This is a genomic window from Rhodococcus sp. 05-2254-5, from assembly GCF_002258575.1.
GTDB lineage: Bacteria > Actinomycetota > Actinomycetes > Mycobacteriales > Mycobacteriaceae > Rhodococcoides > Rhodococcoides fascians.
Map to the genome: position 1 here is coordinate 36,527 of NZ_NOZG01000008.1, position 25,577 is coordinate 62,103.

A 25,577-nucleotide genomic window follows, 5' to 3' on the forward strand; every position below is an offset into this window, starting at 1 on the left:
TCGGTGCCACTGAGTAACGGAGCCGTCATCGCGCAGCGCTACAGACTGCTGCGCCTCATCGCCACCGGCGGCATGGGACAGGTCTGGGAGGCGATGGACAATCGCCTCGACCGCCGTGTCGCCGTAAAGGTACTCAAAGCCGAGTTCTCCGAGGACCCGGAGTTCCTGCAGCGCTTCAGGTTCGAGGCCCGTACCACCGCTCAGCTGAACTACCCCGGAATCGCCGGGGTGTACGACTACGGCGAGACCCGCGACGGTGCAGGCGAATCGCTCGCCTACCTGGTGATGGAACTGGTCAACGGTGAACCCCTCAACGCAGTGCTGGGTCGCATGTCGCGCCTGCCGCTCGGCCACGCCCTCGACATGCTCGAGCAGACCGGGCGCGCGCTGCAGATCGCGCACACCGCAGGGGTTGTGCACCGCGACGTCAAGCCCGGCAACATCTTGATCACCCCCACCGGGCAGGTCAAGATCACCGACTTCGGCATCGCCAAGGCCGTCGACGCCTCCCCGGTCACCAAGACCGGAATGGTCATGGGCACCGCCCAGTACATCGCTCCCGAGCAAGCCCTCGGCGAAGAGGCGACCTCGGCATCCGACGTCTACTCACTCGGCGTCGTCGGATACGAAGTACTCGCGGGCACACGGCCTTTCGTGGGCGACGGCGCCTTGACCGTCGCCATGAAACACGTCCGCGAAGCACCGGCACCCATGCCGGTCGACCTACCCCCTGCCGTCCGTGAGCTCATCGAGATCACGATGGTCAAGGATCCGGCCGCCCGGTACGCCAACGGCGGTGAATTCGCCGACGCCGTCGCCGCAGTTCGGGCCGGCCGCCGGCCGCCGGCACCCGGCAACTCGCGCGGCACCGGAACCGGGAGAGTCATGATGCCCGGCGTCGTGCCCAGCCCGCAGCCGCCTCCGCCGTCGAGCACCCAGATGATGCCGACCTCGCAACGGGATTACCGGGGCCCGGCTACCGGCACTGCAGCTGCAGCGGTTCCCGAGCAGACCGGCATGTCCTCGGCACAGAAGGCGTTGGCCTGGGGCGGCGGCGCGCTCCTGCTGTTGGCCATCCTGATCGGCGGTTACGTACTGCTGACCGGTGGCAGGGACGACTCGCCGACACCGTTCGTGCAGCCGACGACCACCACGCAGCCGACGACCACGACCACAACGACCACCGAGCCGACGACCACCACCGAAGAAACCACGACCACCGAAGAAACGACGACCACCACCACGACGACCACGACCACCTCGGAGGAGCCGACGACCACCGAAGAGAGCACGACGACCTCGGCGCAGCCCACCCAGACGACGACTCGCAGGCCGCTGATCGAGATTCCGTTCCCGCAAGCACCACAAGGACAACGATGACGACTCCCCGTACGCTCTCCTCTCGCTACGAGCTGGGCGAGATACTCGGTTTCGGCGGTATGTCCGAGGTTCACCTCGCTCGGGACACACGACTCGATCGTGACGTCGCCATCAAGGTTCTGCGCGCCGACCTCGCTCGCGACCCCACGTTCTACCTCAGGTTCCGACGTGAGGCGCAGAACGCTGCTGCGCTCAATCACCCCGCCATCGTCGCCGTCTACGACACCGGTGAAGCGGAGACCGAAGCCGGTCCGCTCCCGTTCATCGTCATGGAATACGTCGACGGCGACACGCTGCGCGACATCGTGCGCGCCGAAGGACCCATGGAGCCGCGTCGGGCCATGGAGGTCATCGCCGACGTCTGTGCTGCGCTCGATTTCAGCCACCGCAACGGCATCGTGCACCGCGACGTCAAACCCGCCAACATCATGATCAACAACGCCGGCGCGGTGAAGGTGATGGACTTCGGCATCGCCCGCGCCATCGCCGATTCGTCCTCGCCGATGACTCAGACCGCGGCCGTGATCGGAACCGCGCAGTACCTCTCGCCCGAGCAGGCCCGTGGAGAACAGGTCGATGCGCGTTCGGACGTCTACTCGCTCGGCTGCGTGCTGTTCGAGATCCTGACCGGCGAGCCGCCGTTCAAGGGGGATTCGCCGGTCGCCGTCGCCTACCAGCACGTCCGTGAAGACCCCCAGCTGCCATCGCTCGTCAACGACACCGTCCCACGCGAACTCGACTCGATCATCCTCAAGGCAATGGCCAAGAACCCGGCCAATCGCTACCAGAGCGCCGCCGAGATGCGTACCGACCTGGTCCGCGTTCTGGGTGGACAGCGTCCGAGTGCGCCCATGGTGATGAACGACGAGGATCGAACCACCATCCTCGGCTCCGTCGATTCTCGTCAGGCCGATTTCTCCGGCAAGGACAAGCCCGCCGCTACCGCGGCACCTCGGTCGTCGCGCCACACGGAGGACTACGAGGAACCGAAGAACCGCCGCGGCCTCAAGATCGCGTTGATCTCGGCGGCCGCGATCATCGTCGTCGCTATCGTCGGTGCCTTCCTGTGGTCGCTCGGTCCCGGTGCCGACCCCAAGACCGTCGCCGTGCCCACCGTCGTAGGACTGTCCGCAGACGAGGCGCAGCGTCAACTCGAAGAAGCCGGCCTGCGAGTGAGCATCCAGGAGAAGCCCGACGCGGCGATTCCGGAAGGCTCGGCCATCGGCACCAATCCGGCGGCCGGATCACAGACCGAATCGCCGGGGAACATCCAGCTCGACGTGTCCTCCGGACCGCAGCAGGTGCAGGTTCCTCGACTGACCGGCCTCACCCAGCAGCAGGCGTCGGATGCACTGAACGAGGTGGGCCTCCAGCTCGATGCCACCGTCGCCCGTGCTCCGTCGTCACCCGAGAACCTCGACAAGGTCGTCGAGCAGAATCCGTCCTCGGGCGTGAGCATGAACGCGAACTCGCAGGTTCGCATCACCCTGGGCACCGGGCCCGCGCAGGTGCGGATGCCCGACGTCGTGGGGCAACTCGTGAACGTGGCGCAGCCGAACGTCGAGGGAGCCGGACTGCGCGTCCAGGTGCAGAACATCGACTCGGGACAGCCGACGGGTCAGGTCGTCTCCACAGACCCCGTGGGCGGCACCAATGTCACCGAGAACACCGTGGTCACGCTGCGCGTGTCGAACGGCGACAAGATCCCCATGCCCGACCTCGCCGGTCTGACCGAGGCACAGGCGTTGGCCGCGCTGCAGTCGGCCGGCTGGACGGGCACGGCAGCGGAACTGACGGCGACGAGGGAAGCGACGCTGGATCCGTTGATGGTCGGGCGAGTGGTGAATCAGACGCAGCCGGCAGGATCCGAGATCAGCAAGTCCGACACCGTCACGATCAGCATCGGTGCCCTGGGTATCCCCGGGCGTTAGCGATCAGGCGAAGGCCTCGGCGACCTGCGCCTCCAGGGTTCCCACCAAACCGGAATCGGTGGGCATACCGCACACCGCGAGCCAGTTGGCCAGCATCCGGTGCCCGCCCTCGGTGAGGATGGACTCCGGATGGAACTGCACGCCGTGAATGGGTAGCTCGGTGTGCCTCATGGCCATCACCAGACCGGACTCGGTACGGCCGATGATCTCGAGCTCCGCTGGGATGGTGTCCTCGCGGACGGTCAGCGAGTGATAGCGGGTGGCCGTGAACGGCTCGCCCATCCCCTCCAGGACGCCGACGCCGGTGTGATGGACGAGGCTGGTCTTACCGTGCAGCAGCTCCGGGGCCTTCTCGACCGTGGCACCGAACGCGGCTCCGATGGCCTGATGGCCCAGACACACACCGAGCAGGGGGGTTTTGGCCCGCGCGCTCGCCGAGACCAGGTCCATCGTGGCCCCGGCGCGCTGCGGGGTTCCCGGGCCCGGGCTGAGCAGAATGCCGTCGAACTCCGCGGCGACAGCGTCGCGATCGGCGAGTCGCTCGTCGTCGTTGCGCCACACCTCGACCTCGGCGTTCAACTGGCCCAGGTACTGGACGAGGTTGAAGACGAAGCTGTCGTAGTTGTCGACGACGAGAATGCGCATGTCGACAGCGTACTCAGCGCGGCTCCGCGAAACGCATGCGCACCGATTCGGTGTACGCCGGAACCGAGAGGTTCTGGTAGGCCGCGACCTCGTAGCGCAGGCCGTAGCGCAACGCATACTGCTCGTACAGCCGCACCCCGGGCTCGTTGTCCAGCGCCGCCCGCAGTCGATCCGGGTCGCCGAGAGCCGTCATCACGTACGGCGGACTGTACGTCCGGCCGCCCAGCAGCAGTGTGTTCCCGATACACCGCGGCGCTGACGACGCCACCAGACGCTGATCCTGCATCGCCATCGCCGACGCACCACCGGCCCACAGGGCGTTGAGGACACTCTGCACGTCGACCTGATGAACCACCAGGTCGTCCGGAGACGCGTCGGACGCATACGACCCGTCGGGACCGCGTGGAGCGTCGGCCATCGTCACCGTCAACCCCGTGCCGGACGCCGCCTCCCGGCCCGCCGCGTCCGAGAGGGCGTCGACCCGGGCCAACGCGTCGGCCACCTCGGAGTCGCCCGCCGCCGTACGTTGCTGCAGGAGATCGACCTGCTGCTCCAGCGCATCTCTACTGCGCAGCGCATCGTCGCTGCTTCGCTGGGCCGAATCGACCAGATCGGCGAGCCGTGTCGTGTCACCGCCCCGCAACTCGTTGCCGTCCGAGGCATGCCTCGTGGTTCCGAGCAGCAGACCGACCACAGCGCACACCGCCACAGCGAGCACCCACCATCGGGTCTCGGAGGAATCGGTCGATCGTCGTCTCACAGAGTGCTCGCCACTGTTCGGTAGGTCGGTGCTGCGCTGATCTGAGTTAGCGTGTACTACAAACCGGGTGGATGACCGCCACGGCTCTCCGGGAGACAATAACCTGGGGATGCACGCAACTCGATCGATCCACAGGTTGTCACCGTCAGTTGTCCACAGGCACGGCGCACGCCGATGACCGTCAAGAACACGAAGAGGACGCAATGCCGAAGTCGAAGGTACGGAAGAAGAACGACTACACGATCAACCCGGCCAACCGCACGCCGGTAAAGGTCAACGCCGGCCCGTCGCCGGTCTGGTACGTGGTCCTGATGCTCGGATTCATGCTGGTAGGGCTGCTGTGGCTGATCGTGTACTACCTGGCCCAGGAAGACATCTCGTTCATCGGCAACCTCGGTGCGTACAACTTCCTCATCGGATTCGGCTTCATGGTCGTCGGCCTCGTCATGACCATGCGATGGCGCTGAGAGCCGGCCGAGTTACACCCATGTCATTCATCCCCAATGTGGATAAACCCTGTGGATAACTTTCCCAACCATCCACAGGGTGTGTACGAACACCGATGGGCGACGCCGGCCGTAGCCGTCGGCGCGCTGGTGGCAGGCGGTATCGCACTCGCCATCGGTGCCGTCCTCGCCTCCTCGGACGCCGCCGGAACCTTCCTCGTCGGACTCGCCGCCGTCGGAACCTGGGTGATGGCAGCCCTCGCGGCCGCACAACGCCCCCGACTCGCCATCACACCCGACGGCTCCCTGGTGATGAAACGACTCACCGGCACACGTACGTACTCGCGCGCCGACATCGTCCAAATCAAAGTGGTCCGCTACCCGAGACTGGGACGACGAGTGCCGATGCTCGAACTGGACGTCCGCCTACCCGACGAGGACGACGATCGACTCATCATCTTCGGTCGATGGGACCTGGGAGCCGACCCACGCGACGTGTTCGAGGTACTCGACACCTACGGTCTGGTGCCGCCGAACAACTGACCGCCCACCGTCCCCGACCCCCTCCGGGGGGTACTCAATGTGACGTTCAGTGGCCTTTTCGGGGGTCAATGGCACATCTGGTGGACCAGTGAGCCGTCGCAAAGCCGCCGGACACCAGCCGGCAGCCCATGGTGATTGCCGAGCACGCGATCGGCATCACCGGGAGTCAATGTGACGTCCAGTGGCCTTTTCGGGGGTCAATGGCACATTTAGTGGACTTCAGAGGCCCATCTGCGCGCGCAGGTCGAGGACTCGGACCGCGATGGTGCCCAGGGCAATCAGGGCTACTGCGGCCACGGAGAGCCAGGCGAGGGATATCCCGGCACGAGGCTGCGCGCTGTTGCGGTTGGGTAGGAACACCAATCCGGCGGTGGCTGCCGCTCCGGCGACCAGTCCGCCCATGTGGCCCCACAGCGAGATGCTGGGGATGGAGATGCTGATGAAGATGTTCAGCGCGATCACGACCAGGACCGGGGTCGGGGAGCGCTTGAGTCGCAGCAAAATGACGGCCTGTGCGCCGAGCAATCCGAATACGGCACCCGACGCGCCGGCGGTGGCGGCGAGGGGGTTCTCGAACAGCAGGACCGATGCGCTGCCGCCGAGCAGCGACAGGAAGTAGACGGCGAGATAGCGGCTACGGCCCAGCACCAGTTCGACGTCTCGGCCGATGATGTAGAGGGCGAACATGTTCACCAGCAAGTGAATGGGTCCTATGTGGATGAACCCACTGCTGAGGAGGCGCCACACATCACCGTCCGCGACCAGCAGGCTGTTCAGTGCCCAGGCGTCGGCCAGCGAGGATCCACGGAAATTGCTCATGAGGTCGCCGGATTGAGCGGCGGTGATGCCGAAGATCACGACGTTGATCGCGATCAGCGCGAAGGTCAGGGGTGTCTTGGCGGAGCGTGTCATCGGCGCGCCGGCGACCGTACGTGCGGTCCGGACGTTCTTGTTGCCGTCGCGCACACAGTCGACACAGTGTTGCCCTACGGCCGCGGGCTGCAGGCACTGTGGGCACGCGGGCCGGCCGCATCGAGAGCAGGCCAGGCCGGTCGGGCGATCGGGATGTCTGACGCACACCGACTGAGGTGGGTTGGGCTGGTCGCCGTACGCGCCACCCCAGCCGGGGTTTGTCATCGTGTAATTCCTTCTACAACCGAATCAGGCGATGGTGATGCTGTTGATGACGACCTCTTCCACCGGGCGATCGCCGCGGCCGACCTGCGTGCTCGAGATGGCGTCGACGACCTTCTTGGACGCCTCGTCGGTGACCTCACCGAAGATGCTGTGCTTGCGGTTGAGGTGCGGGGTCTTGCCGGTGGTGATGAAGAACTGCGAGCCGTTGGTGCCGGGGCCTGCGTTGGCCATGGCCAGCAGGTACGGGCGGTCGAAGGAGAGCTCCGGGTGGAACTCGTCCTCGAACTTGTAGCCCGGTCCGCCGGTGCCGGTTCCGGTCGGGTCGCCGCCCTGGATCATGAAACCGTCGATGACGCGGTGGAAGACTGCGCCGTCGTAGAACGGTCCGGTCTTGGCACCCGACGCGTTCTGCGTCGTGTATTCCTTCGACCCGTCCGCGAGACCGACGAAGTTCGCGACGGTCTTGGGGGCGTGATTGCCGAACAGTTCGATGACGATGTCGCCGCGGTTGGTGTGCAGCGTTGCCGTTTGGGTCTTGTTTGGTGAAGTCACGCTCACCATCGTGCCATCTCGAGCGACCGGGTAGTTCACAGGTGGTGTATCGGGAGGGTCGATCGGGGCGCTGTTGTGGAACAGTGAGGGCATGACGAGCACAACGAAAACCGAGCGGGTTCACTCCTCCACCGGTACGGCGGCGTCGACGCTGCTCGGTGCCGCTTCCGTCGTGAGCAAGGGCCCTGCCGGAGTGGGCCTGTTGCTCGCCAAGCGCGGCTACGGTCTGGCGCGTAAGCAGGCTGCGCAGCGTCGCGCGGCAACCGCCGAGCGCATTGCCCGGGCCGATCTGACCAAGGCAGCTCTCACGGCTGATCGGACGCCGGGAAACAAGCGTCGCGTCCTGGCGCTCGGAGCTGCCGCTGTCGTCGTCGGAGGTGTCGTGTTCTACCTCAGCCGTCGCCGCCACGAAGTGCCGCCGCCCGCAGATGCGCCGCCCAGCCTGGTCGATTACGAAGACGAGTCGACGTCACAGGTATAGCAGCTTCTGTAGTAGATCGAACAGGCCCGGCCGGGGCCTGGTTTCTGCATCGTCACCCCGGCCGGCGACGACCAGCGCGACGTTGTGTTCGACGCTCGAACCGTCCGTGAGGTAGTCGCCGTGACCTGTGGTGCCCGGACGCCCGTCGCCCTCGTCGGTCGCCAGTTGGGTCACTCCATCGAGTGTGCCGGGATCGCGACCGAAGGCACCGATGTCAGCAACGATGTCCCCGCGCGCCTCCGCCGCGAAAACGTGACCGTCGGGAACCTGTAGGTCGGTCACACTGTCGGTGCCGAGGCCAGGTGATCCGAGGGCCACGAACTCGTCGACGCCGGTGCTTTCGTGCAGGGCAGCGGCTGCGGTCAATGATCCGTACGAGTGTGCGAGCACCGACAGATGTGGATCGTTCGACCGGGCCGCATCGAGGCCCTCCAGAAAGGGCGCCAATCGCGTCGCCCCTGCGTGCGCTGCTGCGTCGGATACGACGGTTCGATGGGGATCGAGCAGGCCCCATCCCAGCTGTGGTGCCTGGTAGTTCATCCACGTCACGGCTGCGACGGTGGGCGGCGGATCCTCCGAAAATGTCTGTTCCACAGTATTTTTGAGGTTTTCCAGGTCGCCGTCGTAACGTACCGCGTCTCCGTGGACGGTCGAGCCGAGGCCGGGTACGAACACCGCCACGTGTGTTGCCGTGTCGACGTCACCTATCGCAATCGCGGCAGTGGTCTCTGCATACGTCGAATTGTCGAGCGCCAACAGTTGCCTGTCACCCTGCGCCAGAGTGCTCTCGATCGCGTCGAGCGAACGCAACCGTGTTAGCGTCTGTTCCAAGCCGGCGTCGGCATCACTGAACATTCCTCCGAAAGTGTTGTCCTGCAACTGTTTTCTGAGTTCATCCGCCACAGCCTGCAGTCGGAGGCGCTCACTGGCAAGTACCCGACGGTTCGCTGAATCCCGAATTCGACCCGGCACGCCGTCGAGATTACCGATGAGAGCCGGGTGCTCGACGAGCAGTCGAGTGCGCTCGGCGGGCGAGAGTGCGCTCCAGAACGCCGCATTCGTGGCCGGGCTCCCGTCGACCGGCACTACCGATACCCCTGCTGTTCTCACGCTCCCCGGCGAGATGTCGCCGGTGAGGCGTCGGGCAAGGTCGTCGTCGAACGCGGTCGCGGCTCGCATCAGTTGGGTGATGCGTTCGGCCAACTCGGTGCAGCGGCGACGCCGATCGCGAATGGTCGACGACAAGTCCTGCTGCGCAACCGAATACGACGTCAGCACGTCGGTCACCGAACCGTCGCGTCGGATATCGAAGTGCTCGCGCGTGGCGTTCGATTCCAGAGCGGTCAGCGCCGAGACGAGTCCGGCCATGTCGATGGCCGCCGGAGCGGTGCACAGCGCTACCCGCAGTAGCTCCGTCGCACAGTCCCCCACCTGCGCACGGAGAGCTCCGATGGCATCTCGGTATGCCGTTGCCGCGGGGCCCTGCCATCCGTCGTCGACGACGGTCTCCAGCAGTGAACTGTGCACGGCGGTCAATTCGCGCCAACTGTGCATGAACCGATTCGAGACGGCGGTCAACGCCTGACTGTCCCATGATCTGACGTCGTCGAGCGTGACCATCGCAATCCCTCCCGCAGAGTTGTCGTCGTACTCGACGAGTCAACGTCAGCGAGACGGTGCAGCGAGAAATCTATCCCCAGGCTGTGGATGAAATCTGGGGATGACGGGCATATCGGTGTATCGCTACACGATTCTGCGTACCGGCCCGCGATGTCCGTCGCCGGGCTCGGTATGGCGAGACGCCTTCGGGGGACGACTCCGCTTGGCGCGGTACAGGTCTGCGTCCGCGGCGCGGTAGATCTCACCCCACCGGCGGCCGGCAGGCATACAGGCCAGACCGACGCTCCACTCGGCTCGATGGGATCGGCGCAAGCCGTCGATGACCTGCCAGGCTTCGGCCTCGAGAACCCCTGGCATGAACAGGACGAATTCGTCTCCGCCGAGCCGGCCCAGAACATCCCGTTTCGTCAGTTGCCCCTTCCACGCCTTCGAGACGCGAGTGAGCAACACGTCGCCGGCAATGTGGCCGTACTCGTCGTTGATCTCCTTGAAGTTGTCGAGATCGAGCACCGCCAGACTGACCGTCAGACCACGAGCGGCGCACGCGGGCAACATCTTCTCGATCTTCGACTCGAAACCGAATCGATTGAGCAGGCCCGTCAACGCGTCATGAGTGGCCGAATACCGCATTCGACGCGCGAACACACCGAACACTTCCGTTGCGCCGACGATGCCCAGGGCGACCAGAATGTAGCTGATGAAGGGCGTGCCGTAGGGGGCGACGGCGGCACCCACGACCGCAGACACGGCCAGCACCGCAACCCATATTCCAGCGTCGCGCTCGGACCAGAACGCCCCGATGTGCATGCCGAGGAACATCGCCGCTTGCACGCAGATCAAGAACGCGGGCATCGTGTTACTACTACCCAATGCACAGGCAAGCGCGCCCACCGACAGAGCGGTGGCGATCCCGACCGCATGCTTGGGACTCGGCGCTCCTGCCCGGGCGAGAACAACGATCGCCGCCGGCCCCAGAACCACTGCGAGCGCGGCGAAGAGCTGCTGCGGGTCGGACAGGTCCGACCACGATGCAATGCCGTTCGCGATGTAGAGAACCGTGGTCACCGCGGCGAATACCGCCAGCATCCGGCCGGACTCGTCGAACCTGAATCTGCTCACCAGCAGACACCGTCGACTACGCGTGACGCCTCACCGAGGCACGCAACGAACCGGACACCACCGCTCACGCGATTCCCCCCAGGCACCATCGGCCCTCCCCACGCACTACGACCATCGCCTCATCGGGCCCACCCGTGACCGGACTCTAACACCTCCGAGCTTCGATCACGACCCGCAGCAGCGATTCCGTAGCAGGTCAGGACGCTTTCTCGGCCCGCGCTGCCTCCCGCGCCAACAGGCGATCGCGTGATTCCTCGAACTTCGTCGCCTTCGCCTCGAGATCCTGGACGAATGCGGCCAGACGATCGCGATCGCGTTCGCCCTCACCACTGAAGTCGTTGCGCTCGAGGATGTTCCATTTCCGCAACACCGGCATCAGCACCTCGTCCAAATGCTGGCGGAGATCGTAGATCCCGTGCTTCGCCAGGATCATGGCGTTCTTGCGGAAGTTCGGCATGTTCAGTCCCGGCATCTGAAAGTCCGTCGCGACATCGGCGATGGCACGGACCATCTGGTCCGGGACCAGGTCGAGCGACGCCTCGCCGAGGTTCCGGTAGAAGATCATGTGCAAATTCTCGTCGGCGGCCACCCTGGCCAGCATTCGATCGGCGATCGGGTCACCACAGGCCAGACCCGTGTTGCGGTGGGACACGCGCGTCGCGAGCTCCTGGAACGTCACGTACGCCACCGAATGCAAGAAGTTGGAGCCGTCCATCGGGGCATCGACTCCGACCGTCATGTGGTGCATCCGAGCCCGCTCTAGCTCGACCGGGTCGACGGCGCGTGTGACGACCAGATAGTCGCGCATCACGATCCCGTGACGGTTCTCCTCCGCGGTCCAACGGCCCACCCAGGTGCCCCAGGCTCCGTCCAACGAGAAGTTGTCGGCCAGACCGCGGTGGTACGACGGCAGATTGTCTTCGGTCAACAGATTGGTGATCATCGCTGTACGAGCCAACTCCGACAAAGACGACTGCTCCAGCGACCAGTCCTCTCCGCCCATCGCCGCAAAATTGCGACCCAGATCCCACGGCACGTAATCATGCGGATGCCACTCCTTCGCCATCGACAGATGGCGATTCAGGTTGGCTTCCAACGTGCCGTCGAGTTCGGTCAACAGCTCTTCATGATCGAGAACACGCGTCATCTGTGGGGCTCCTCCGAGAAATATGAGACGCCCGAACCGAAGACCGATCCGAGACGCCGAAGTCGAACGACGGCACACCCCCCTGCGGTGCGCCGCCGCGACCTGTCCCGTCGATCAGAGAACCGACGCTGCTGTACCCGAAGAACGCTAGGGACCGCGGACGTGATGCGAAACGAATCCAACAATGATCTGGATATCTGGGCACCGATCTCGACAGCGGTTGGTCCGAGTCACAACAGTGGTCGATGCATCCCTGCCACCCGGCCGGGACTCGATGTCACGTTCGGTGGACTTTTCGGGGGTCAATGTCACATCTAGTGGACTTGGGGTGAGCGGCAGTCGAGGGTGGGATCGAAAAAGGACGCCCATCGGAATGGACGTCCTTTTGATTGTGGAGCCTAGGAGATTCGAACTCCTGACATCTGCCTTGCAAAGGCAGCGCTCTACCAACTGAGCTAAGGCCCCGGGTGTTGCTGTCGAACGTGCACGAACTTTACACGTTCTCTCCGAGCGATTGTCACCCGGTGGAGATGCTGTGCCAGACGCCTTCCGAGCTGCGCGTGGAGCGCACCTTCGATACTGTCAGCACTGCGATCACCACCGAAGCAACAAGAAGAAGGATTTTCACGTCCTGCCTCTTTTCGTTCGTTCGGTGTGGGCCTAGGAGGACTTGAACCTCCGACCTCTTCCTTATCAGGGAAGCGCTCTAACCGCCTGAGCTATAGGCCCTCGATACTGCTTCGGGGCGAAGAATTGCTCTCCTCGAACCGAGGGATGAGATTACCGTATCGGGCCGCTGTCTTCCAAAACGGCCCGATACGGCAGTCGTCCGTGCTGGTCAGTCGCGATCTGCCAGCGTCACTTCGACGCCGCCGACCAGGTCCGACGACAGGTTGTAGATGAAGGCCCCGATCGTGGTGAGTGCGGTGAACAGTACGACATTGATCACACCGATCACTGCGGCGTAGCCGAACACCTGACCGGCGCTGACGAGTCCGCCGTCGCCGGATTCGTTGACGATCTCGGTGAAGGCACTGTTGAGTCGGTCCCACACACCCATGCCGTCGAGCACGGCGTACAGCAGGCCGACGGCCACCATCCACACGAAGAACAGCGACACAGCGATGACCAGTGCGATCTTGAGCGTCGACCAAGGATCGATCTTACGAATCTGGATCGTCGCCCGCAGAGGATCGCCGTCCGCGCTGGGTACCGCCGTGATGGCGGTGGGGGCTGCGCGATCGGCTGCCGTCGGCTCGGGATGCCGGGTGGCGGACAGATCCGGCATGTCCTTCGCCAGATCCTTGCGCTCGATGTGCCGAGTCGGTCCGTCGATCACGGCCGCCTTCGACCGCGCTGCCTCGCGTCGTTCGGTCTTGTCCTCACCCGATTCACGCTCGCCCGATTCACGCTCACCCGATTCGCGCTGGCCCGGCGCTGCCGAGGCGGCTGCAGCTGCCGCTGTCGAACGATCGAACTCACCTGTCGCCGGCAGTGCGGTGCCGCGCCCGGACAGGTTCGTCTGCGGTTGGTTCTGGGGCTGCTGACGGTCGTCGGGCCCCTGCTGTGCCGGACGCTGGCCGGGGCCGCGCTGCCAGGGCGGAATGCCGGAACCGCCCTGCGGGCCGTCTCCGCGCTGAGTCGGTATCGCCTGGGTCGGTGCCGGAGCCTTCGACTCGGCCGACCCCTCGGCGACCGGCGCTGCGTCATTGGCGGGACGCGGCGGCGATGCAGGACCGGACGGTCCCTGACCCTGCGGCGGCTGGCCGTTGGCGGGGCGACCGCCGTCGGCGTTTGCGGTACCCGGCTCACCGGGCCGACCGTTGGCCGCCTGGGGCGGGCGAGACTGAGCCGGTCCCTGCGGTGCCGGTCCCTGCTGAGGTGCTCGCGGCGGCGGTCCCTGAGGTGCCGGCTGACCCTGAGAACCCGGCTGACCCTGCGGTGCCGGTGGGCGCTGCGGCGGCGGTCCCTGCGTCGGACGAGGCGGGCCGGCCGGACCACCCTGTGTCGGGCGTGCCGGTGGCCGAGCACCCTGCTGCGGTGCCGGTCCTCGCCCGGCCGCGGGAGCCGGACGCGTCGCCGGCTGGGGGCGACTTCCCGGTCGGGCACCTTCGGGGGGTGCCGGACGCGATGGCTGCTCGGTCTGCGCAGCGTCCCTGCCGTCCGGTCCACCCGTGGGGCCGGGCCTGCTGCCAGGCCGGTTGGGAGTGCTCACTTACGACTCCTTCGGTGCATCGTCTTCGGGACCTGCTGCGTCCGGTTCGATCTCGTCGGCGTTGCGCGCTATCGCGAGCAGTGTGTCGCCTTCACCGAGATTCATCAACCGCACGCCCTTGGTCTGTCGGCCGGCTTTCCGAACCTGCTTGGCAGCGGTCCGGATGACGCCACCACTGGACGTGATGGCGTACAGCTCGTCCTCGTCGTCGACGATGAGAGCTCCCACCAGCGTGCCACGCTTGGGGTCGTACTGGATTGTCAGTACTCCCTTTCCGCCGCGGCCCTGCTGCGGGTAGTCCTCCATCGCGGTGCGCTTGGAATAACCGCCCGACGTCGCGACCAGCAGGAACTTGTTCTCGCTGACCACGTTGAGCGAGAGCAGCTCGTCTTCGCCGTTGAAACGCATGCCCTGGACACCGGAGGTGGCGCGGCCCATGGGTCGCAGTACCTCGTCGGTAGCCGAGAATCGGATCGATTGGCCCTGAGCAGAGACGAGCAGCAGGTCGTCGTCGGACGACGCCAGAACTGCTCCGACCAGCTCGTCCTCACCGCGGAGGTTGACGGCCACGATGCCGCCGCTGCGGTTGGAGTCGAAGTCGGTCAGACGCGACTTCTTGACCAGACCGCCCTTGGTGGCGAGCACCAGGTAGGGAGCATCTTCGTAGGTCTTGATCTGGATGACCTGCGCGATGCGTTCGTCGGGCTGGAACGCCAGCAGGTTCGCGACGTGCTGTCCGCGCGCCGTGCGGTTGGCCTCGGGCAGCTCGTACGCCTTGGCCCGGTAGACACGTCCCTTGGTGGTGAAGAACAGGATCCAGTCGTGCGTCGAGCAGACGAAGAACTTGCTGACGATGTCGTCCTGCTTGAGGCCTGCTCCCTGCACGCCCTTGCCGCCGCGCTTCTGCGACCGGTACAGATCGGTTCTGGTGCGCTTGGCGTAACCGGTCTCGGTGATCGTGACGACCACGTTCTCCCGGGCGATCAGATCTTCGTCGTTGACGTCGCCGTCGGCAGCGATGATGCGCGTGCGACGGTCGTCGCCGAACTTCTCGACGATCTCGGCCAGTTCGTCTCGCACGATCTGACGCTGACGCTCCGGCTTGGCCAGAATGTCCTGCAGGTCGGCGATGGTGCGTTCGAGTTCGGCCAACTCGTCGATGATCTTCTGGCGCTCGAGGGCTGCGAGGCGCCGCAGCTGCATGTCGAGAATTGCCTGCGCCTGGATCTCGTCGATGTCGAGCAGATCGATCAAGCCCTGCTTGGCGAGATCGACCGTCTGCGACGCACGGATGAGGGCGATGACCTCGTCCAACGCGTCGAGCGCCTTCACGAGGCCGCGCAGGATGTGGGCCCGCTCCTCGGCTCTGCGCAGGCGGTACCGAGTACGACGAACGATCACGTCGAGTTGGTGAGTGACGTAGTACCGGATCATCTGATCGAGCCGCAGGGTGCGCGGCACGCCGTCGACGATCGAGAGCATGTTGGCACCGAAGCTGGTCTGCAGCTGCGAGTGCTTGTACAGGTTGTTGAGCACGACCTTGGCGACGGCGTCGCGCTTGATCGTCACGACGATGCGCATACCGACGCGGTCCGAGGACTCGTCGTCGATCTTCGAGATACCGGACAACTTGCCGTCGCGGACCTGCTCGGCGATCGAGGTGATCAGGTTGTCGGGGTTGACCTGGAAAGGCAGTTCGGTGATGACGATCGTCGTGCGACCGTTGGAGTCTTCCTCGATCTCGACGACGCCGCGCATGCGGATCGAACCGCGGCCGGTCGAGTACGCATCCTGAATTCCCTGGCCGCCGACGATGAGTCCGTGGGTGGGGAAGTCCGGACCCTTGACGCGTTCCATGCAGGCCGCGAGAGTCGCTTCCTCGTCGGCCTCGAAGTTGTCGAGGGCCCAGAACACCGCGTCGCCGAGTTCACGCAGGTTGTGCGGCGGAATGTTGGTGGCCATACCGACGGCGATACCGTTGGAGCCGTTCATCAACAGGTTCGGCACACGCGACGGAAGTACCGTCGGCTCTTGGGTTTTGCCGTCGTAGTTGGGGATGAAGTCGACGGTTTCCTCGTCGATGTCGCGCAGCATCTCCATCGCGAGCGGGGTCAGGCGCGCTTCGGTGTATCGCATGGCGGCGGCGCCGTCGTTGCCGCGGGAGCCGAAGTTGCCCTGGCCGTCGACCAGTGGGTACCGCATCGACCACGGCTGAGCCAGACGCACGAGCGCGTCGTAGATCGAGGTGTCGCCGTGGGGATGGTAGTTACCCATCGTTTCGGCAACGGGCCGTGCGGATTTCACGTAGCTACGGTCGGGACGGAAGCCCGAGTCGTACATCGCGTACAGCACACGTCGGTGCACCGGCTTGAGACCGTCGCGGACCTCGGGAAGCGCGCGGCCGACGATGACGCTCATGGCGTAATCGATGTAGCTGCGCTGCATTTCCTGCTGGATGTCGACCGGATCGATCCGGTCGCCGCCCTCGGCGTTGGTGGTCGAGCCCGGCGGGGGCCCGACCGGCGGTTCGGTGATGTCAGACATAGAAGATCTCCTCGAAAACGGTCGTCGGACGCACCGACACTGAGTGCGGTGCGTCCGAGAAACGACTAAACGTCAAGAAAGCGAACATCTTTCGCGTTACGCGCGATGAAGCTTCGGCGGGCGGACACGTCCTCGCCCATCAGGACGCTGAACAGTTCGTCCGCGGCCGCGGCATCGTCGAGAGTGACCAGACGAAGAACTCGCACTGCCGGGTCCATCGTGGTTTCCCACAGCTCCTTGGCGTTCATCTCGCCGAGGCCTTTGTAGCGCTGGACGCCGTCCTCGACGTTGATCTTGCGCTTGTTGGCGATACCGGCCTCGAGCAGACCGTCGCGCTCGCGGTCGGAGTACGCGAAATCCGGTTCGCCGCGGCTCCACTTGAGCTTGTACAGCGGCGGCATGGCCAGGTAGACGTGACCGTTCTCGATCAGCGGCCGCATGAACCGGAACAGCAGGGTCATCAGCAGGGTGGAGATGTGCTGGCCGTCGACGTCGGCGTCGGCCATCAGCACGATCTTGTGATAGCGCAGCTTGGCGATGTCGAACTCGTCGTGAATGCCGGTGCCGAACGCGGTGATGATCGACTGGACCTCGTTGTTCTTGAGGACGCGGTCGATGCGGGCCTTCTCGACGTTGATGATCTTTCCGCGCAGCGGCAGGATCGCCTGGAACATCGAGTCACGGCCGGATTTGGCCGAGCCGCCGGCGGAGTCGCCCTCCACGATGTAGATCTCGGACTTGCTCGGATCGTTCGAGCGGCAGTCTGCGAGCTTGCCGGGCAGGCCACCGATATCGGTTGCGCTCTTGCGCCGCACCAACTCTCGCGCCTTACGCGCGGCCATGCGGGCCTGCGCGGACGAGACCGCCTTGTTGATGATTGTCTTGGCATCGGCCGGGTTGGACTCGAACCAGTGCGAGAGGTGCTCGTTGCACGCCTTCTGCACGAACGAGCGAATCTCGGTGTTGCCGAGCTTGGTCTTGGTCTGTCCCTCGAACTGGGGCTCCCCGACTCGCACCGAGATGACGGCGGCGAGGCCTTCGCGGATGTCGTCGCCGGTGAGCTTGACGTCCTTTTCCTTGACCAGTTTCTTCTCGATGGCGTACTTGTTCACCGTCGACGTCAGCGCGGTACGGAAACCCTCTTCGTGGGTACCGCCCTCGTGCGTGTTGATCGTGTTGGCGAAGGTGTGCACCGATTCGGAGTAACCAGCGTTCCACTGCATGGCGATCTCGACCTCGTGGCCCTCACCCTTGCCGGTGAAGCCGACGACCGAGTTGTGAATCGCGGTCTTGGTGCGGTTGATGTGCTTGACGAAGTCCACCAGACCGTCGGGGTAGTGGTACGTCCGCTTACGAACCTTGGCCGGCTTCGCGTTGGCCGCGTCGGCCTGCTCTTCCTCGGCGGTCTTGGGTGCCTCGGCGGTCTCGCCGAGTTCTTCCTCGGTCGCGTCGGTGGCCGCCACTCGCTCGTCGGTGAAGTTGATGGTCAGTCCCTTGTTGAGGAACGCCATCTCCTGCAGGCGACGGTGCACGGTCTCGAAGCTGTAATCGAGGGTCTCGAAGATCTTGCCGTCGGCCCAGAACCGCACCGTGGTGCCGGTCTCCGTGGTGTCGCCGACGGTCTCGAGTGGGCCGGGCTTGGCGTAATCGTACGTCTGCTTGTAGCGGTGACCGTCACGCGCGATCTGCAGTTCGACCTTGGTCGAGAGTGCGTTCACGACGGAGATACCGACGCCGTGCAGACCGCCGGAGACGGCGTAGGAGTCGGAGTCGAACTTGCCACCGGCGTGCAGCTGGGTCATGACGACCTCGACGGTGGGAACACCGGAGGAGTGCATGGCGACGGGGATGCCGCGGCCGTCGTCCTTGACCTCGACGCTGCCGTCTTCGTGGATGGTGACGTCGACGGTGGAGGCGTAGCCGGCCATGGCCTCGTCGACGGAGTTGTCGACGACCTCCCAGATCAGGTGGTGCAGGCCTCGTTCACCGGTGGAACCGATGTACATACCGGGCCTCTTACGGACTGCTTCCAGGCCCTCGAGGACCGTGATGGACGAAGCGCCGTAATCCTTGCTGTTCTCACTGTTACCTGACTTCTGGGCAGCCACGGTTAGCTGGTTCTCCTTCTACGCGTCCACTACCCCGCTCACACCTGCTGTAGGTGCTACCGCAGGGTCGGCACGGTCGTTTCCGCCGTGCCCGGTCCATGCGTTTGTTCCGGGCTTGATGTCGTACCGGTCCATAGTACTGGGTGGCTGCGACAGCATGGGGACGATGACACCCCTAAAGGGCCCCTGATTGCTTCACAGGCGCATTTTCTCGACATCGGACGACAAAGATGAAGGGTAAAACCGGCGATTCGGCTACAGATCGAGGACGATCCGTTCTCCGTCCGACCGCGAGACACAGATCAACATCTCGTGCCGCTGCTCCTCGGTCGTCAACCGATTCTCTCGATGCTGTGGTGTTCCGCTGAGCACTCGCACCCGGCACGTGCCGCAGAAACCCTGCTGACACGAGTACGCGACATCCGGCCTGATGCGTCGAATGGCATGCAGCGCAGTCTCTTCCGCACCGACCGACAGAATTTCGCCGGAATCGACGAGCTGCACTTCGAATTCCGTCCCGTTCTTCACCGGCGGCGGTGAGAAGCGCTCGAAGTGCAGATGCGTGGCCGGGAGGGCGTCGAACGAGGCGCGAACGAGGTCGATCATCGGCGGCGGACCACATACGTAGACCGAACCGCCGGGGGCCGTCGATCCCAACAGATCCATGCTCGACGGCATGCCGTCCACGTCGTCGGTGCGCACGGTGACCCGGGCGGGATCCCAGCCCTCGATCTCGTCGAGAAACGGCATCGACTCGCGGGAGCGGCCGCAGTAGACGAGGTGCCAGTCCATGCCCAGATCGCGGGCACGGCGCACCATCGAGATGATCGCGGTGATGCCGATTCCACCGGCGACGAACACTGCCTGTTCGGACGGTACGAACGGAAACCCGTTGCGCGGCCCCCTGATCGACACCGCAGTGCCGACCGTCAGCGCGTGCATCTCCGGAGATCCGCCGCCGCCGTCCGGCACGAGTCGTACTGCGATCGAGTACGTGTCGTCACTGGGCAATCCGCACAGGGAGTACTGCCGACGCCGACCGGAGGGAAGGTAGAAATCCAAGTGCATTCCCGGTGCCCACGGCGGCATAGCCGACCCGTCAGCGGCGGCGAAGGTCAGCTGGACGACCTGTTCGTCGATGCACAGAACGTCACGGGAGACCAGTGTCAGTTCTCGGGTACGCGCGACGGGAGGCGCCGCGAACGAGGCGTCGTACTCACCGTTGTCGAGGAGGGCGAACCACTTGTCCAGTGCATCGGTGACCAGCGACACCGTCTGATCCGGCTCGTCACGCCCGTACAGATTCTGTGGAATTGTGCGGCCTACTCGGAACGAGTCGACCTTTCGAGCCATCGCGTCGAGCCTGCTCCGCAACGTGCGTTTGGTCATCGATCAGCGGACCGCGCCGCCGGCGAGGTGGCGAGATACTGCACGGCCTGGGCCGTCGAGCCTTCCTGAGACGGGTGATATGTGCTCTTGAAGTACCGAAGGGACGCCTTGACCATGGACATCGGCGTCGGAAACAGACCGGCCTTGGCGACGCGTCGGAATTCACGGAACGACGGCGTGCGCTCCTTCGGCGACAGATGCGCCAACGTCGGATCCTGGTTCATGAGGTAGCGCACGCCGCGCGTCCAAAACCAGACGAGAGTGGGTGCAATGACCACGTAGGTACGGATACGCCGGGCCGGCCGAACGTCGAAGTAGCGCATCACCTCGTACGCCACCGAACGATGCTCCACTTCTTCGGCGCCGTGCCACCGCAACAGATCGAGCATGACCGGATCGACGTCGGCTTCGTCGAGCTCGCGCGCGTTGAGAACCCAGTCGCCGAGGAACGCGGTCAGATGCTCGGCGGCCGCGATCAAGGCCAGCCGCTCCACCAGGCTGTTCTGGCCGTGGCCCGAGCGATTGCCGAGTGCGCGTCCGAACAGGAACTTCATCTGGTCGACGTACGGATCGACATCGATGCCGTGGGCCCGAAGCTGATCGTGGACCTCGGTGTGGGCCTGTGCATGCATGGCTTCCTGGCCGATGAAGCCGATCACGTCGTCGCGCAACTGATCGTCGTGGATGAGCGGCAACGCCTCTTTGAACGTGCGCACGAACCACTCCTCGCCCTCGGGCAGAAGCAGGTGCATCACGTTGATCAGATGGGTGGCCAGGGGATTGCCGTCCATATAGTGCAGCGGCAGAGTTTCCCAATCGAATTCGACGTTCCGAGCGTGCAGAACCACTCTGTCTTCGGGGGTCCCATCGACGTCGACCGCCGTTGTCGACGCCTTCTTCGTAGGTGCAGACACAACTTCTCCTCGTCCGATGGCCGCATGGAACAGTATTCGGTCCCCCGACCGTTGCGTGTCCCGAATCACGCTACGCATACCAACTGTCTCACAGCAACACTGCCCCCAACATCTGTTGAGGATCACCTGGACCAGGGGCTACGTCGAACGCGCATTGGGAACAGTCACTATCCGTAGGTGTCCCGCGGACCACGACCTTTGACATGTCGCTCGCCTTTTCGCCAGCTCTGCGTCGTCGGCCCGGTGATCCGAAGCGACGTCACCACACCGTGGCCCACCGCCGCCGCGATCTTCGCCAGAATCTGCGACTGCATCAGTCGGAGCTGCGTCGCCCACGCAGTCGACTCGGCGGAGATACTGAGCACTCCGTCCTTGAGACCGGTGGGGTCGGCGTGTGCCGAGATGTCCTCACCGACGACGCTGGGCCAGCGCCCCAGCACGGCACCCTCCGATACCTTGGCCGACCACCCACGCTTGGACGCGATGCTGTTGGCCAATGCACCGAATGCCTGCGGATCCCGATCGTCGGGGCCCGCTCCCGACCAACCCCGTCGTCGACGCCCCCGCAGTGCCCGGACACCCCCGGTCGGTGACGAACGACCTTGACCGACCGACTTGCCGCTCGCCTTGGCCGCAGCCCGGGCATCTTCGAGCGCCCGACGCGCAAGGTCGACGCCCTTCAACTCCGGCTGCTCATCCGGTGCCGGTGAATTTGTCTCGTCGCTCATGACACCTCACTCTCCGACGTCGACAGCTCGGTGATGGTCGAAACACGGCCTGCCGCACCGGAATCGGATCCCTGACGTGCCTCGACACCATAGCGTCGTGCATCGAGTTCGGGTGGCACGTCCTCGGGAACCGCGGCGGTGATCAGTACCTGTTCCGCGTCGGCCGCGACCGCCGCCAGGGCCGTGCGCCGCTTGCGGTCGAGCTCGGCGAACACGTCGTCGAGCATCAGGACGGGGTCGGTCCCGTCCTCGCGCAGCAACGAAAAGGAGCCGAGCCGAAGAGAGAGTGCGTACGACCACGATTCACCGTGGCTGGCAAAGCCTTTGGTGGGTCGGTCGCCGAGCATCAATTCCAGATCGTCTCGATGGGGACCGACCAGACACACCCCACGTTCGATCTCTCGCTGCCTCATCACCGAAAGCTGGTGTAGGAAAGCAGCTTCCAGCACGTCGACGTCGTCGGACTCCGGTGCTCGGCCGGCATCGGAGAATTCCGGCGGCAGTGCCTCGGCGAGGCTGCATCGATAGGACAACGTTGCGAGCCGCGATTCCGGCGCGATCGACTCGTAGGCCTGCTGCACGAAGGGCATCAGCTCGTGTACCAAAGATATTCTGGCCGACAGCAATCGGGCACCGTGGGCGGCAAGATGGCCGTCCCAGACATCGAGCGTGGCCAGAGCGCTCGAGCCGTCGCTGGACGACGAGCCTCGGCGCAACGCCCCGTTGGCGGTCTTGAGCAGTGCCGACCGCTGACGCAGCACCTTGTCGTAATCTGCACGCACAGCGGCCATTCGAGGAATTCTGGTGGTGAGCAGCTCGTCCAGATACCGCCGGCGCTCGCTCGGGTCGCCGCGCACCAGAGACAGGTCCTCGGGTGCGAACAACACACTCTGGAGTACACCCAGAATTTCTCGTGGCCGACGCAGCGGAGACCTGTTCATCCTCGCCTTGTTCGCCTTGCCCTCGAGCAGTTCGACGTCGATGATCAACTCGCGTCCGTGGTTGACCACGGCGCTGCCGACGAACGCGGTGGACGCACCTGCCCTGATCATGGGCGCATCGGTCGAGACCCGGTGCGAGGACAGCGTCGACAGATAACCGAGTGATTCCAGCAGGTTGGTCTTACCGTGTCCGTTGGGCCCGACGAACACGGTCGATCCCGGGCCCAGGTCGACGATGACGTCGTCCCAGGACCGGAAATCGTGAAGTTGCAAAGACCGGACGAACACTTACTCGGTGTTCTTCGGCGCGGGTGCGCGCAGTGTCTCGTCCGCATCCGCCTTCTTGACGGCATGCCCGCCGAACTGGTTCCGCAACGCCGACACAGCCTTCATGGCAGGCGAATCTTCTTGTCGCGAAGCGAATCTCGCGAACAGAGCTGCGGAGATGACCGGGGCGGGTACGGCATGCCGAATGGCCTCCTCGACGGTCCATCGACCCTCGCCGGAGTCCTCGGTGTACCCCGAGATCTCACTGAACTCCGGATCCTGACCGAGTGCCTCGACCAACAGATCGAGCAGCCACGACCGCACGACGGTGCCCTTGCTCCAGGCCCGCAGTACGCCCTGCACGTCCTGCACCAATTCTTCGGCCTCGAGGATCTCGTAGCCCTCGGCGTACGCCTGCATCAGACCGTATTCGATGCCGTTGTGCACCATCTTCGAGTAATGCCCGGCACCGACGGGGCCGGCGTGGACGAAACCGTCCGCGCGCTCCCCTTCCGGACGCAGGGCGTCGAAGATCGGCATCGCGCGTGCAACGTGCTCGTCGTCGCCGCCGACCATCAGGCCGTAGCCGTTCTTCAATCCCCAGACACCGCCCGAAACTCCGGCATCGATGTAACCGATTCCCTTGGCGTCCAACAGTTCTGCGTTGGGCTTGTCATCGGTGAAACGTGAGTTTCCACCGTCGATCACCAGGTCGCCCGGTTCGAGAACATCCCCGAGCCCGGTGATGGTGTCCCGAGTGATCTGGCCGGAGGGCACCATCACCCACACCACCCGGGGAGCGGTGAGGGATTCCGCGAGACCGGCGAGCGACGGAGTGTCCGTCACCTCGGGCCTCGGGTCGTAACCGATGACCTCGTGGCCGTGCTCGCGCAGCCGCTCGCGCATGTTGAAACCCATTTTTCCGAGACCGACCAAGCCCAGCTGCATGAGGAAGCGTCCTTGTCTGTGTCAGGTGTAATTCCGGTCGAGCGGGAGTGGAGTCGGCGGAACGACTCGTCCGATCCCGCAACTTCAACAGTAACCAGGCAGGATCAGCCCGGCAGCCTGACCGGCATCAACAGATAGGTGTATTGGGACTGAGGCGCCGCGAACTTGCCGGAATCGTCGGGCACCAGCTCCTCGTCCGACGTCGGACGCAGCACTGCAGGCCGACTCGGAGTGGTGAAACCGAACGTGACCTTCTCGCTGTGCAAGGAGGACAGGCCGTCGATGAGGTACCCCGGGTTGAACGCGATGGTGAGCGCCTCACCCTGGAAGTCGGCCGGCAGAGCTTCCTCGGCGCGGCCGGCATCGTCGCCGCCTGCCGAGAGCAGCACACCTTCGGCGTTGAATTCCAGACGCACCTGCGCACCGCGTTCGGCGACGAGAGCCACGCGCTTGATGGCCTCGACCAGCGACGCGATCTCGAGCGTCGCGACGGCGGTGTGCTCTGCCGGGAGCAACTGACGGAACTTCGGGAATTCCGCATCGAGCAGACGAGTGGTCGTGCGGCGCCCGTCGCTGACGATTCCGAGCAAACCGTCGCTCCCGATGGAGGAACCCGAACCGAGAGCGAGCTCGACGGGCGAACCCGCGTTGCCGCCGAGAGTCTTGGCCGACTCGGACAGGGTCTTCGCCGGAATCAGCACTGCAGTGGTGGTGTCGGCGCCGGCGGGAGTCCAGTCGACCTCACGAACCGCCAACCGGAATCGGTCGGTCGCAGCCAGCACGACGTTGGTGCCGTCGATCTCGACACGGATACCGGTCAGCATGGGAAGCGTGTCGTCCTTGCCCGCCGCAATGGCGACCTGGGCAATTGCCTCGGAGAACACATCACCGGCCAGCGAACCGGTGTTGCTGGGCAACTCGGGTAGCTGAGGATAGTCCTCGACCGGCATCGTCGGCAGCGAGAATTTTGCGCTTCCGCAGTTGACGAGAACGCGAGTCCCGTCGACGGTGACGTCGACGGGCTTGTTCGGCAACGACTTGGTGATATCGGCAAGTAGTTTGCCCGACACCAGAACTCGTCCTGCGGTGGCCACTTCGGCCGACACCTTCACCTGGGCGGAGACCTCGTAATCGAAGCCCGAGACCGTCAGACCCTGTTCGTCGGCAGCGAGCAGAACGCCACCGAGAACGGGAACGGGCGGCCGGGACGGCAGGCTGCGGGCCACCCACGCCACGGAATCGGAAAAATCTTCACGAGCAACGCGAAACTTCAAACTTCCAAGCTCCATCGCTCGGCATTTCCTCTCGTTCGGGGCATTCGTGTGCACAGTCGAGCGGTGCGACCACGATCGTCGCGGCTCCAACCGATGCAACGACGAGTCTGGCACATCCAGCGCAAGCACACCGTATGCCCTTCGAGACGAAGTTGAAAGCTCGGGCGAGGCCGCGAAGGGCACCGATGCGGTCGTCGGAAGGGGGCTGTGAACGGATCGTTCCCCAACACCTGTTTTCAAAGAAGTTCTTTCAAGGAGAAAACAGAAGTATTAATAGGTCCTGTGCAATCTGTGCATGGAGCCCTCGCGATGCTGGTGGCTAGGCGTGGTGTCGTGGGGATGAACTCGGGACCAATCTGCGGTTGACGGACGGCTGCCTGTGGACCAATCGCATCGGTGCACAGGCGCCCACATTCCATCCCCAGAAGTCGACGGTTGTCCACATGGTTATCCACAGGTGTGAATCAATGGTCGTCGGCTCCGAAATG

Annotated in this window: 21 protein-coding genes and 2 tRNA genes; 5 read left to right on the forward strand and 18 right to left on the reverse strand. The window is 64.6% G+C overall.

The annotated features are described in order from the left end of the window. Positions 1 to 3 precede the first annotated feature (3 nt). Both CH278_RS09270 and pknB read left to right on the forward strand, forming a co-directional pair. Positions 4 to 1,380 carry a serine/threonine-protein kinase gene (locus tag CH278_RS09270; RefSeq protein ID WP_032373396.1) on the forward strand — a complete coding sequence of 459 codons (1,377 nt, stop codon included), beginning with the start codon at positions 4 to 6 and terminating at the stop codon, positions 1,378 to 1,380. Continuing rightward, on the forward strand, positions 1,377 to 3,311 hold the full coding sequence (pknB, locus tag CH278_RS09275; protein WP_032373397.1) for a Stk1 family PASTA domain-containing Ser/Thr kinase: 1,935 nt from the start codon (positions 1,377 to 1,379) through the stop codon (positions 3,309 to 3,311). The genes CH278_RS09270 and pknB overlap by 4 nt, the downstream gene beginning before the upstream one ends. A 3-nt stretch (positions 3,312 to 3,314) precedes the next feature. On the opposite strand, the gene CH278_RS09280 is transcribed toward pknB, so the two are convergent. After that, complete coding sequence (locus CH278_RS09280; protein ID WP_032371409.1) at positions 3,315 to 3,956, reverse strand: aminodeoxychorismate/anthranilate synthase component II; 642 nt, start codon at positions 3,954 to 3,956, stop codon at positions 3,315 to 3,317. A 13-nt stretch (positions 3,957 to 3,969) separates the two neighbouring features. Further along, complete coding sequence (locus tag CH278_RS09285) at positions 3,970 to 4,716, reverse strand: DUF881 domain-containing protein (RefSeq protein WP_032373398.1); 747 nt, start codon at positions 4,714 to 4,716, stop codon at positions 3,970 to 3,972. Between the two features lie 203 nt (positions 4,717 to 4,919). Between CH278_RS09285 and crgA the strand changes: the two genes are divergently transcribed. After that, positions 4,920 to 5,183: a cell division protein CrgA gene (gene crgA, locus CH278_RS09290; protein ID WP_027494985.1), complete on the forward strand. Its 264-nt coding sequence runs from the start codon at positions 4,920 to 4,922 to the stop codon at positions 5,181 to 5,183. Positions 5,184 to 5,219: 36 nt separating this feature from the next. After that, on the forward strand, positions 5,220 to 5,705 hold the full coding sequence (locus tag CH278_RS09295; protein ID WP_094621752.1) for a PH domain-containing protein: 486 nt from the start codon (positions 5,220 to 5,222) through the stop codon (positions 5,703 to 5,705). A 219-nt stretch (positions 5,706 to 5,924) separates the two neighbouring features. On the opposite strand, the gene CH278_RS09300 is transcribed toward CH278_RS09295, so the two are convergent. Both CH278_RS09300 and CH278_RS09305 read right to left on the reverse strand, forming a co-directional pair. After that, complete coding sequence (locus CH278_RS09300; RefSeq protein WP_094621753.1) at positions 5,925 to 6,842, reverse strand: rhomboid family intramembrane serine protease; 918 nt, start codon at positions 6,840 to 6,842, stop codon at positions 5,925 to 5,927. 24 nt (positions 6,843 to 6,866) lie between these two features. Continuing rightward, the gene (locus CH278_RS09305) at positions 6,867 to 7,403 is read right to left on the reverse strand and encodes a peptidylprolyl isomerase (protein ID WP_094621787.1); all 537 of its coding nucleotides are present in this window, start codon (positions 7,401 to 7,403) and stop codon (positions 6,867 to 6,869) included. An 82-nt stretch (positions 7,404 to 7,485) separates the two neighbouring features. Here CH278_RS09305 and CH278_RS09310 point away from each other — a divergent pair, with 82 nt between their 5' ends. Next, positions 7,486 to 7,875, forward strand: a complete 390-nt coding sequence (locus CH278_RS09310; protein ID WP_032371407.1) for a hypothetical protein — start codon at positions 7,486 to 7,488, stop codon at positions 7,873 to 7,875. On the opposite strand, the gene CH278_RS09315 is transcribed toward CH278_RS09310, so the two are convergent. The 14 genes from CH278_RS09315 to dnaN form a co-directional block, all read right to left on the reverse strand. After that, positions 7,864 to 9,495 (reverse strand): alpha/beta hydrolase, encoded by a 1,632-nt coding sequence (locus CH278_RS09315; RefSeq protein ID WP_094621754.1) that lies wholly within the window; start codon positions 9,493 to 9,495, stop codon positions 7,864 to 7,866. The genes CH278_RS09310 and CH278_RS09315 overlap by 12 nt on opposite strands. 123 nt (positions 9,496 to 9,618) lie before the next feature. Further along, complete coding sequence (locus CH278_RS09320) at positions 9,619 to 10,614, reverse strand: GGDEF domain-containing protein (protein WP_256991929.1); 996 nt, start codon at positions 10,612 to 10,614, stop codon at positions 9,619 to 9,621. A gap of 196 nt (positions 10,615 to 10,810) precedes the next feature. Next, complete coding sequence (locus CH278_RS09325) at positions 10,811 to 11,761, reverse strand: acyl-ACP desaturase (protein WP_032371603.1); 951 nt, start codon at positions 11,759 to 11,761, stop codon at positions 10,811 to 10,813. Between the two features lie 392 nt (positions 11,762 to 12,153). After that, positions 12,154 to 12,226 (reverse strand) — tRNA-Ala (locus tag CH278_RS09330). A 190-nt stretch (positions 12,227 to 12,416) separates the two neighbouring features. Beyond that, positions 12,417 to 12,490: transfer RNA gene (locus tag CH278_RS09335), tRNA-Ile, on the reverse strand. Between the two features lie 109 nt (positions 12,491 to 12,599). Further along, positions 12,600 to 13,976, reverse strand: coding sequence for a DUF3566 domain-containing protein (locus CH278_RS27430; protein WP_179274540.1), 1,377 nt, complete (start codon positions 13,974 to 13,976; stop codon positions 12,600 to 12,602). Next, positions 13,977 to 16,520: a DNA gyrase subunit A gene (gene gyrA, locus CH278_RS09345; RefSeq protein WP_027494992.1), complete on the reverse strand. Its 2,544-nt coding sequence runs from the start codon at positions 16,518 to 16,520 to the stop codon at positions 13,977 to 13,979. It abuts the gene before it with no gap. 65 nt (positions 16,521 to 16,585) lie between these two features. Continuing rightward, positions 16,586 to 18,628, reverse strand: coding sequence for a DNA topoisomerase (ATP-hydrolyzing) subunit B (gene gyrB / locus CH278_RS09350; RefSeq protein ID WP_027494993.1), 2,043 nt, complete (start codon positions 18,626 to 18,628; stop codon positions 16,586 to 16,588). A gap of 255 nt (positions 18,629 to 18,883) precedes the next feature. Beyond that, on the reverse strand, positions 18,884 to 19,981 hold the full coding sequence (locus CH278_RS09355; RefSeq protein WP_373557323.1) for a PDR/VanB family oxidoreductase: 1,098 nt from the start codon (positions 19,979 to 19,981) through the stop codon (positions 18,884 to 18,886). A 32-nt stretch (positions 19,982 to 20,013) separates the two neighbouring features. Further along, on the reverse strand, positions 20,014 to 20,931 hold the full coding sequence (locus tag CH278_RS09360; RefSeq protein WP_094621756.1) for a metal-dependent hydrolase: 918 nt from the start codon (positions 20,929 to 20,931) through the stop codon (positions 20,014 to 20,016). A 167-nt stretch (positions 20,932 to 21,098) separates the two neighbouring features. Next, the gene (locus CH278_RS09365; protein WP_094621757.1) at positions 21,099 to 21,659 is read right to left on the reverse strand and encodes a DUF721 family protein; all 561 of its coding nucleotides are present in this window, start codon (positions 21,657 to 21,659) and stop codon (positions 21,099 to 21,101) included. After that, positions 21,656 to 22,888, reverse strand: coding sequence for a DNA replication/repair protein RecF (gene recF, locus CH278_RS09370; protein WP_094621758.1), 1,233 nt, complete (start codon positions 22,886 to 22,888; stop codon positions 21,656 to 21,658). Before recF ends, CH278_RS09365 begins: the two co-directional genes overlap by 4 nt. Next, on the reverse strand, positions 22,889 to 23,815 hold the full coding sequence (gnd, locus tag CH278_RS09375) for a phosphogluconate dehydrogenase (NAD(+)-dependent, decarboxylating) (RefSeq protein ID WP_027494998.1): 927 nt from the start codon (positions 23,813 to 23,815) through the stop codon (positions 22,889 to 22,891). A 104-nt stretch (positions 23,816 to 23,919) separates the two neighbouring features. Then, positions 23,920 to 25,104, reverse strand: coding sequence for a DNA polymerase III subunit beta (dnaN, locus tag CH278_RS09380; protein ID WP_032407801.1), 1,185 nt, complete (start codon positions 25,102 to 25,104; stop codon positions 23,920 to 23,922). Between the last annotated feature and the right edge of the window lie 473 nt (positions 25,105 to 25,577).

What these genes read in the sequence shown, in the direction of transcription:
- pknB (WP_032373397.1), top strand. Translation starts at nt 1,377, where the DNA reads ATGACGACTCCCCGTACGCTCTCCTCTCGCTACGAGCTGGGCGAGATA.
- CH278_RS09280 (WP_032371409.1), bottom strand. Translation starts at nt 3,956, where the DNA reads ATGCGCATTCTCGTCGTCGACAACTACGACAGCTTCGTCTTCAACCTC.
- crgA (WP_027494985.1), top strand. Translation starts at nt 4,920, where the DNA reads ATGCCGAAGTCGAAGGTACGGAAGAAGAACGACTACACGATCAACCCG.
- CH278_RS09295 (WP_094621752.1), top strand. Translation starts at nt 5,220, where the DNA reads ATGTGGATAAACCCTGTGGATAACTTTCCCAACCATCCACAGGGTGTG.
- CH278_RS09300 (WP_094621753.1), bottom strand. Translation starts at nt 6,842, where the DNA reads ATGACAAACCCCGGCTGGGGTGGCGCGTACGGCGACCAGCCCAACCCA.
- CH278_RS09305 (WP_094621787.1), bottom strand. Translation starts at nt 7,403, where the DNA reads ATGGTGAGCGTGACTTCACCAAACAAGACCCAAACGGCAACGCTGCAC.
- CH278_RS09310 (WP_032371407.1), top strand. Translation starts at nt 7,486, where the DNA reads ATGACGAGCACAACGAAAACCGAGCGGGTTCACTCCTCCACCGGTACG.
- CH278_RS09315 (WP_094621754.1), bottom strand. Translation starts at nt 9,495, where the DNA reads ATGGTCACGCTCGACGACGTCAGATCATGGGACAGTCAGGCGTTGACC.
- CH278_RS09325 (WP_032371603.1), bottom strand. Translation starts at nt 11,761, where the DNA reads ATGACGCGTGTTCTCGATCATGAAGAGCTGTTGACCGAACTCGACGGC.
- gyrA (WP_027494992.1), bottom strand. Translation starts at nt 16,520, where the DNA reads ATGTCTGACATCACCGAACCGCCGGTCGGGCCCCCGCCGGGCTCGACC.
- CH278_RS09355 (WP_373557323.1), bottom strand. Translation starts at nt 19,981, where the DNA reads ATGGCTCGAAAGGTCGACTCGTTCCGAGTAGGCCGCACAATTCCACAG.
- CH278_RS09365 (WP_094621757.1), bottom strand. Translation starts at nt 21,659, where the DNA reads ATGAGCGACGAGACAAATTCACCGGCACCGGATGAGCAGCCGGAGTTG.
- gnd (WP_027494998.1), bottom strand. Translation starts at nt 23,815, where the DNA reads ATGCAGCTGGGCTTGGTCGGTCTCGGAAAAATGGGTTTCAACATGCGC.
- dnaN (WP_032407801.1), bottom strand. Translation starts at nt 25,104, where the DNA reads ATGGAGCTTGGAAGTTTGAAGTTTCGCGTTGCTCGTGAAGATTTTTCC.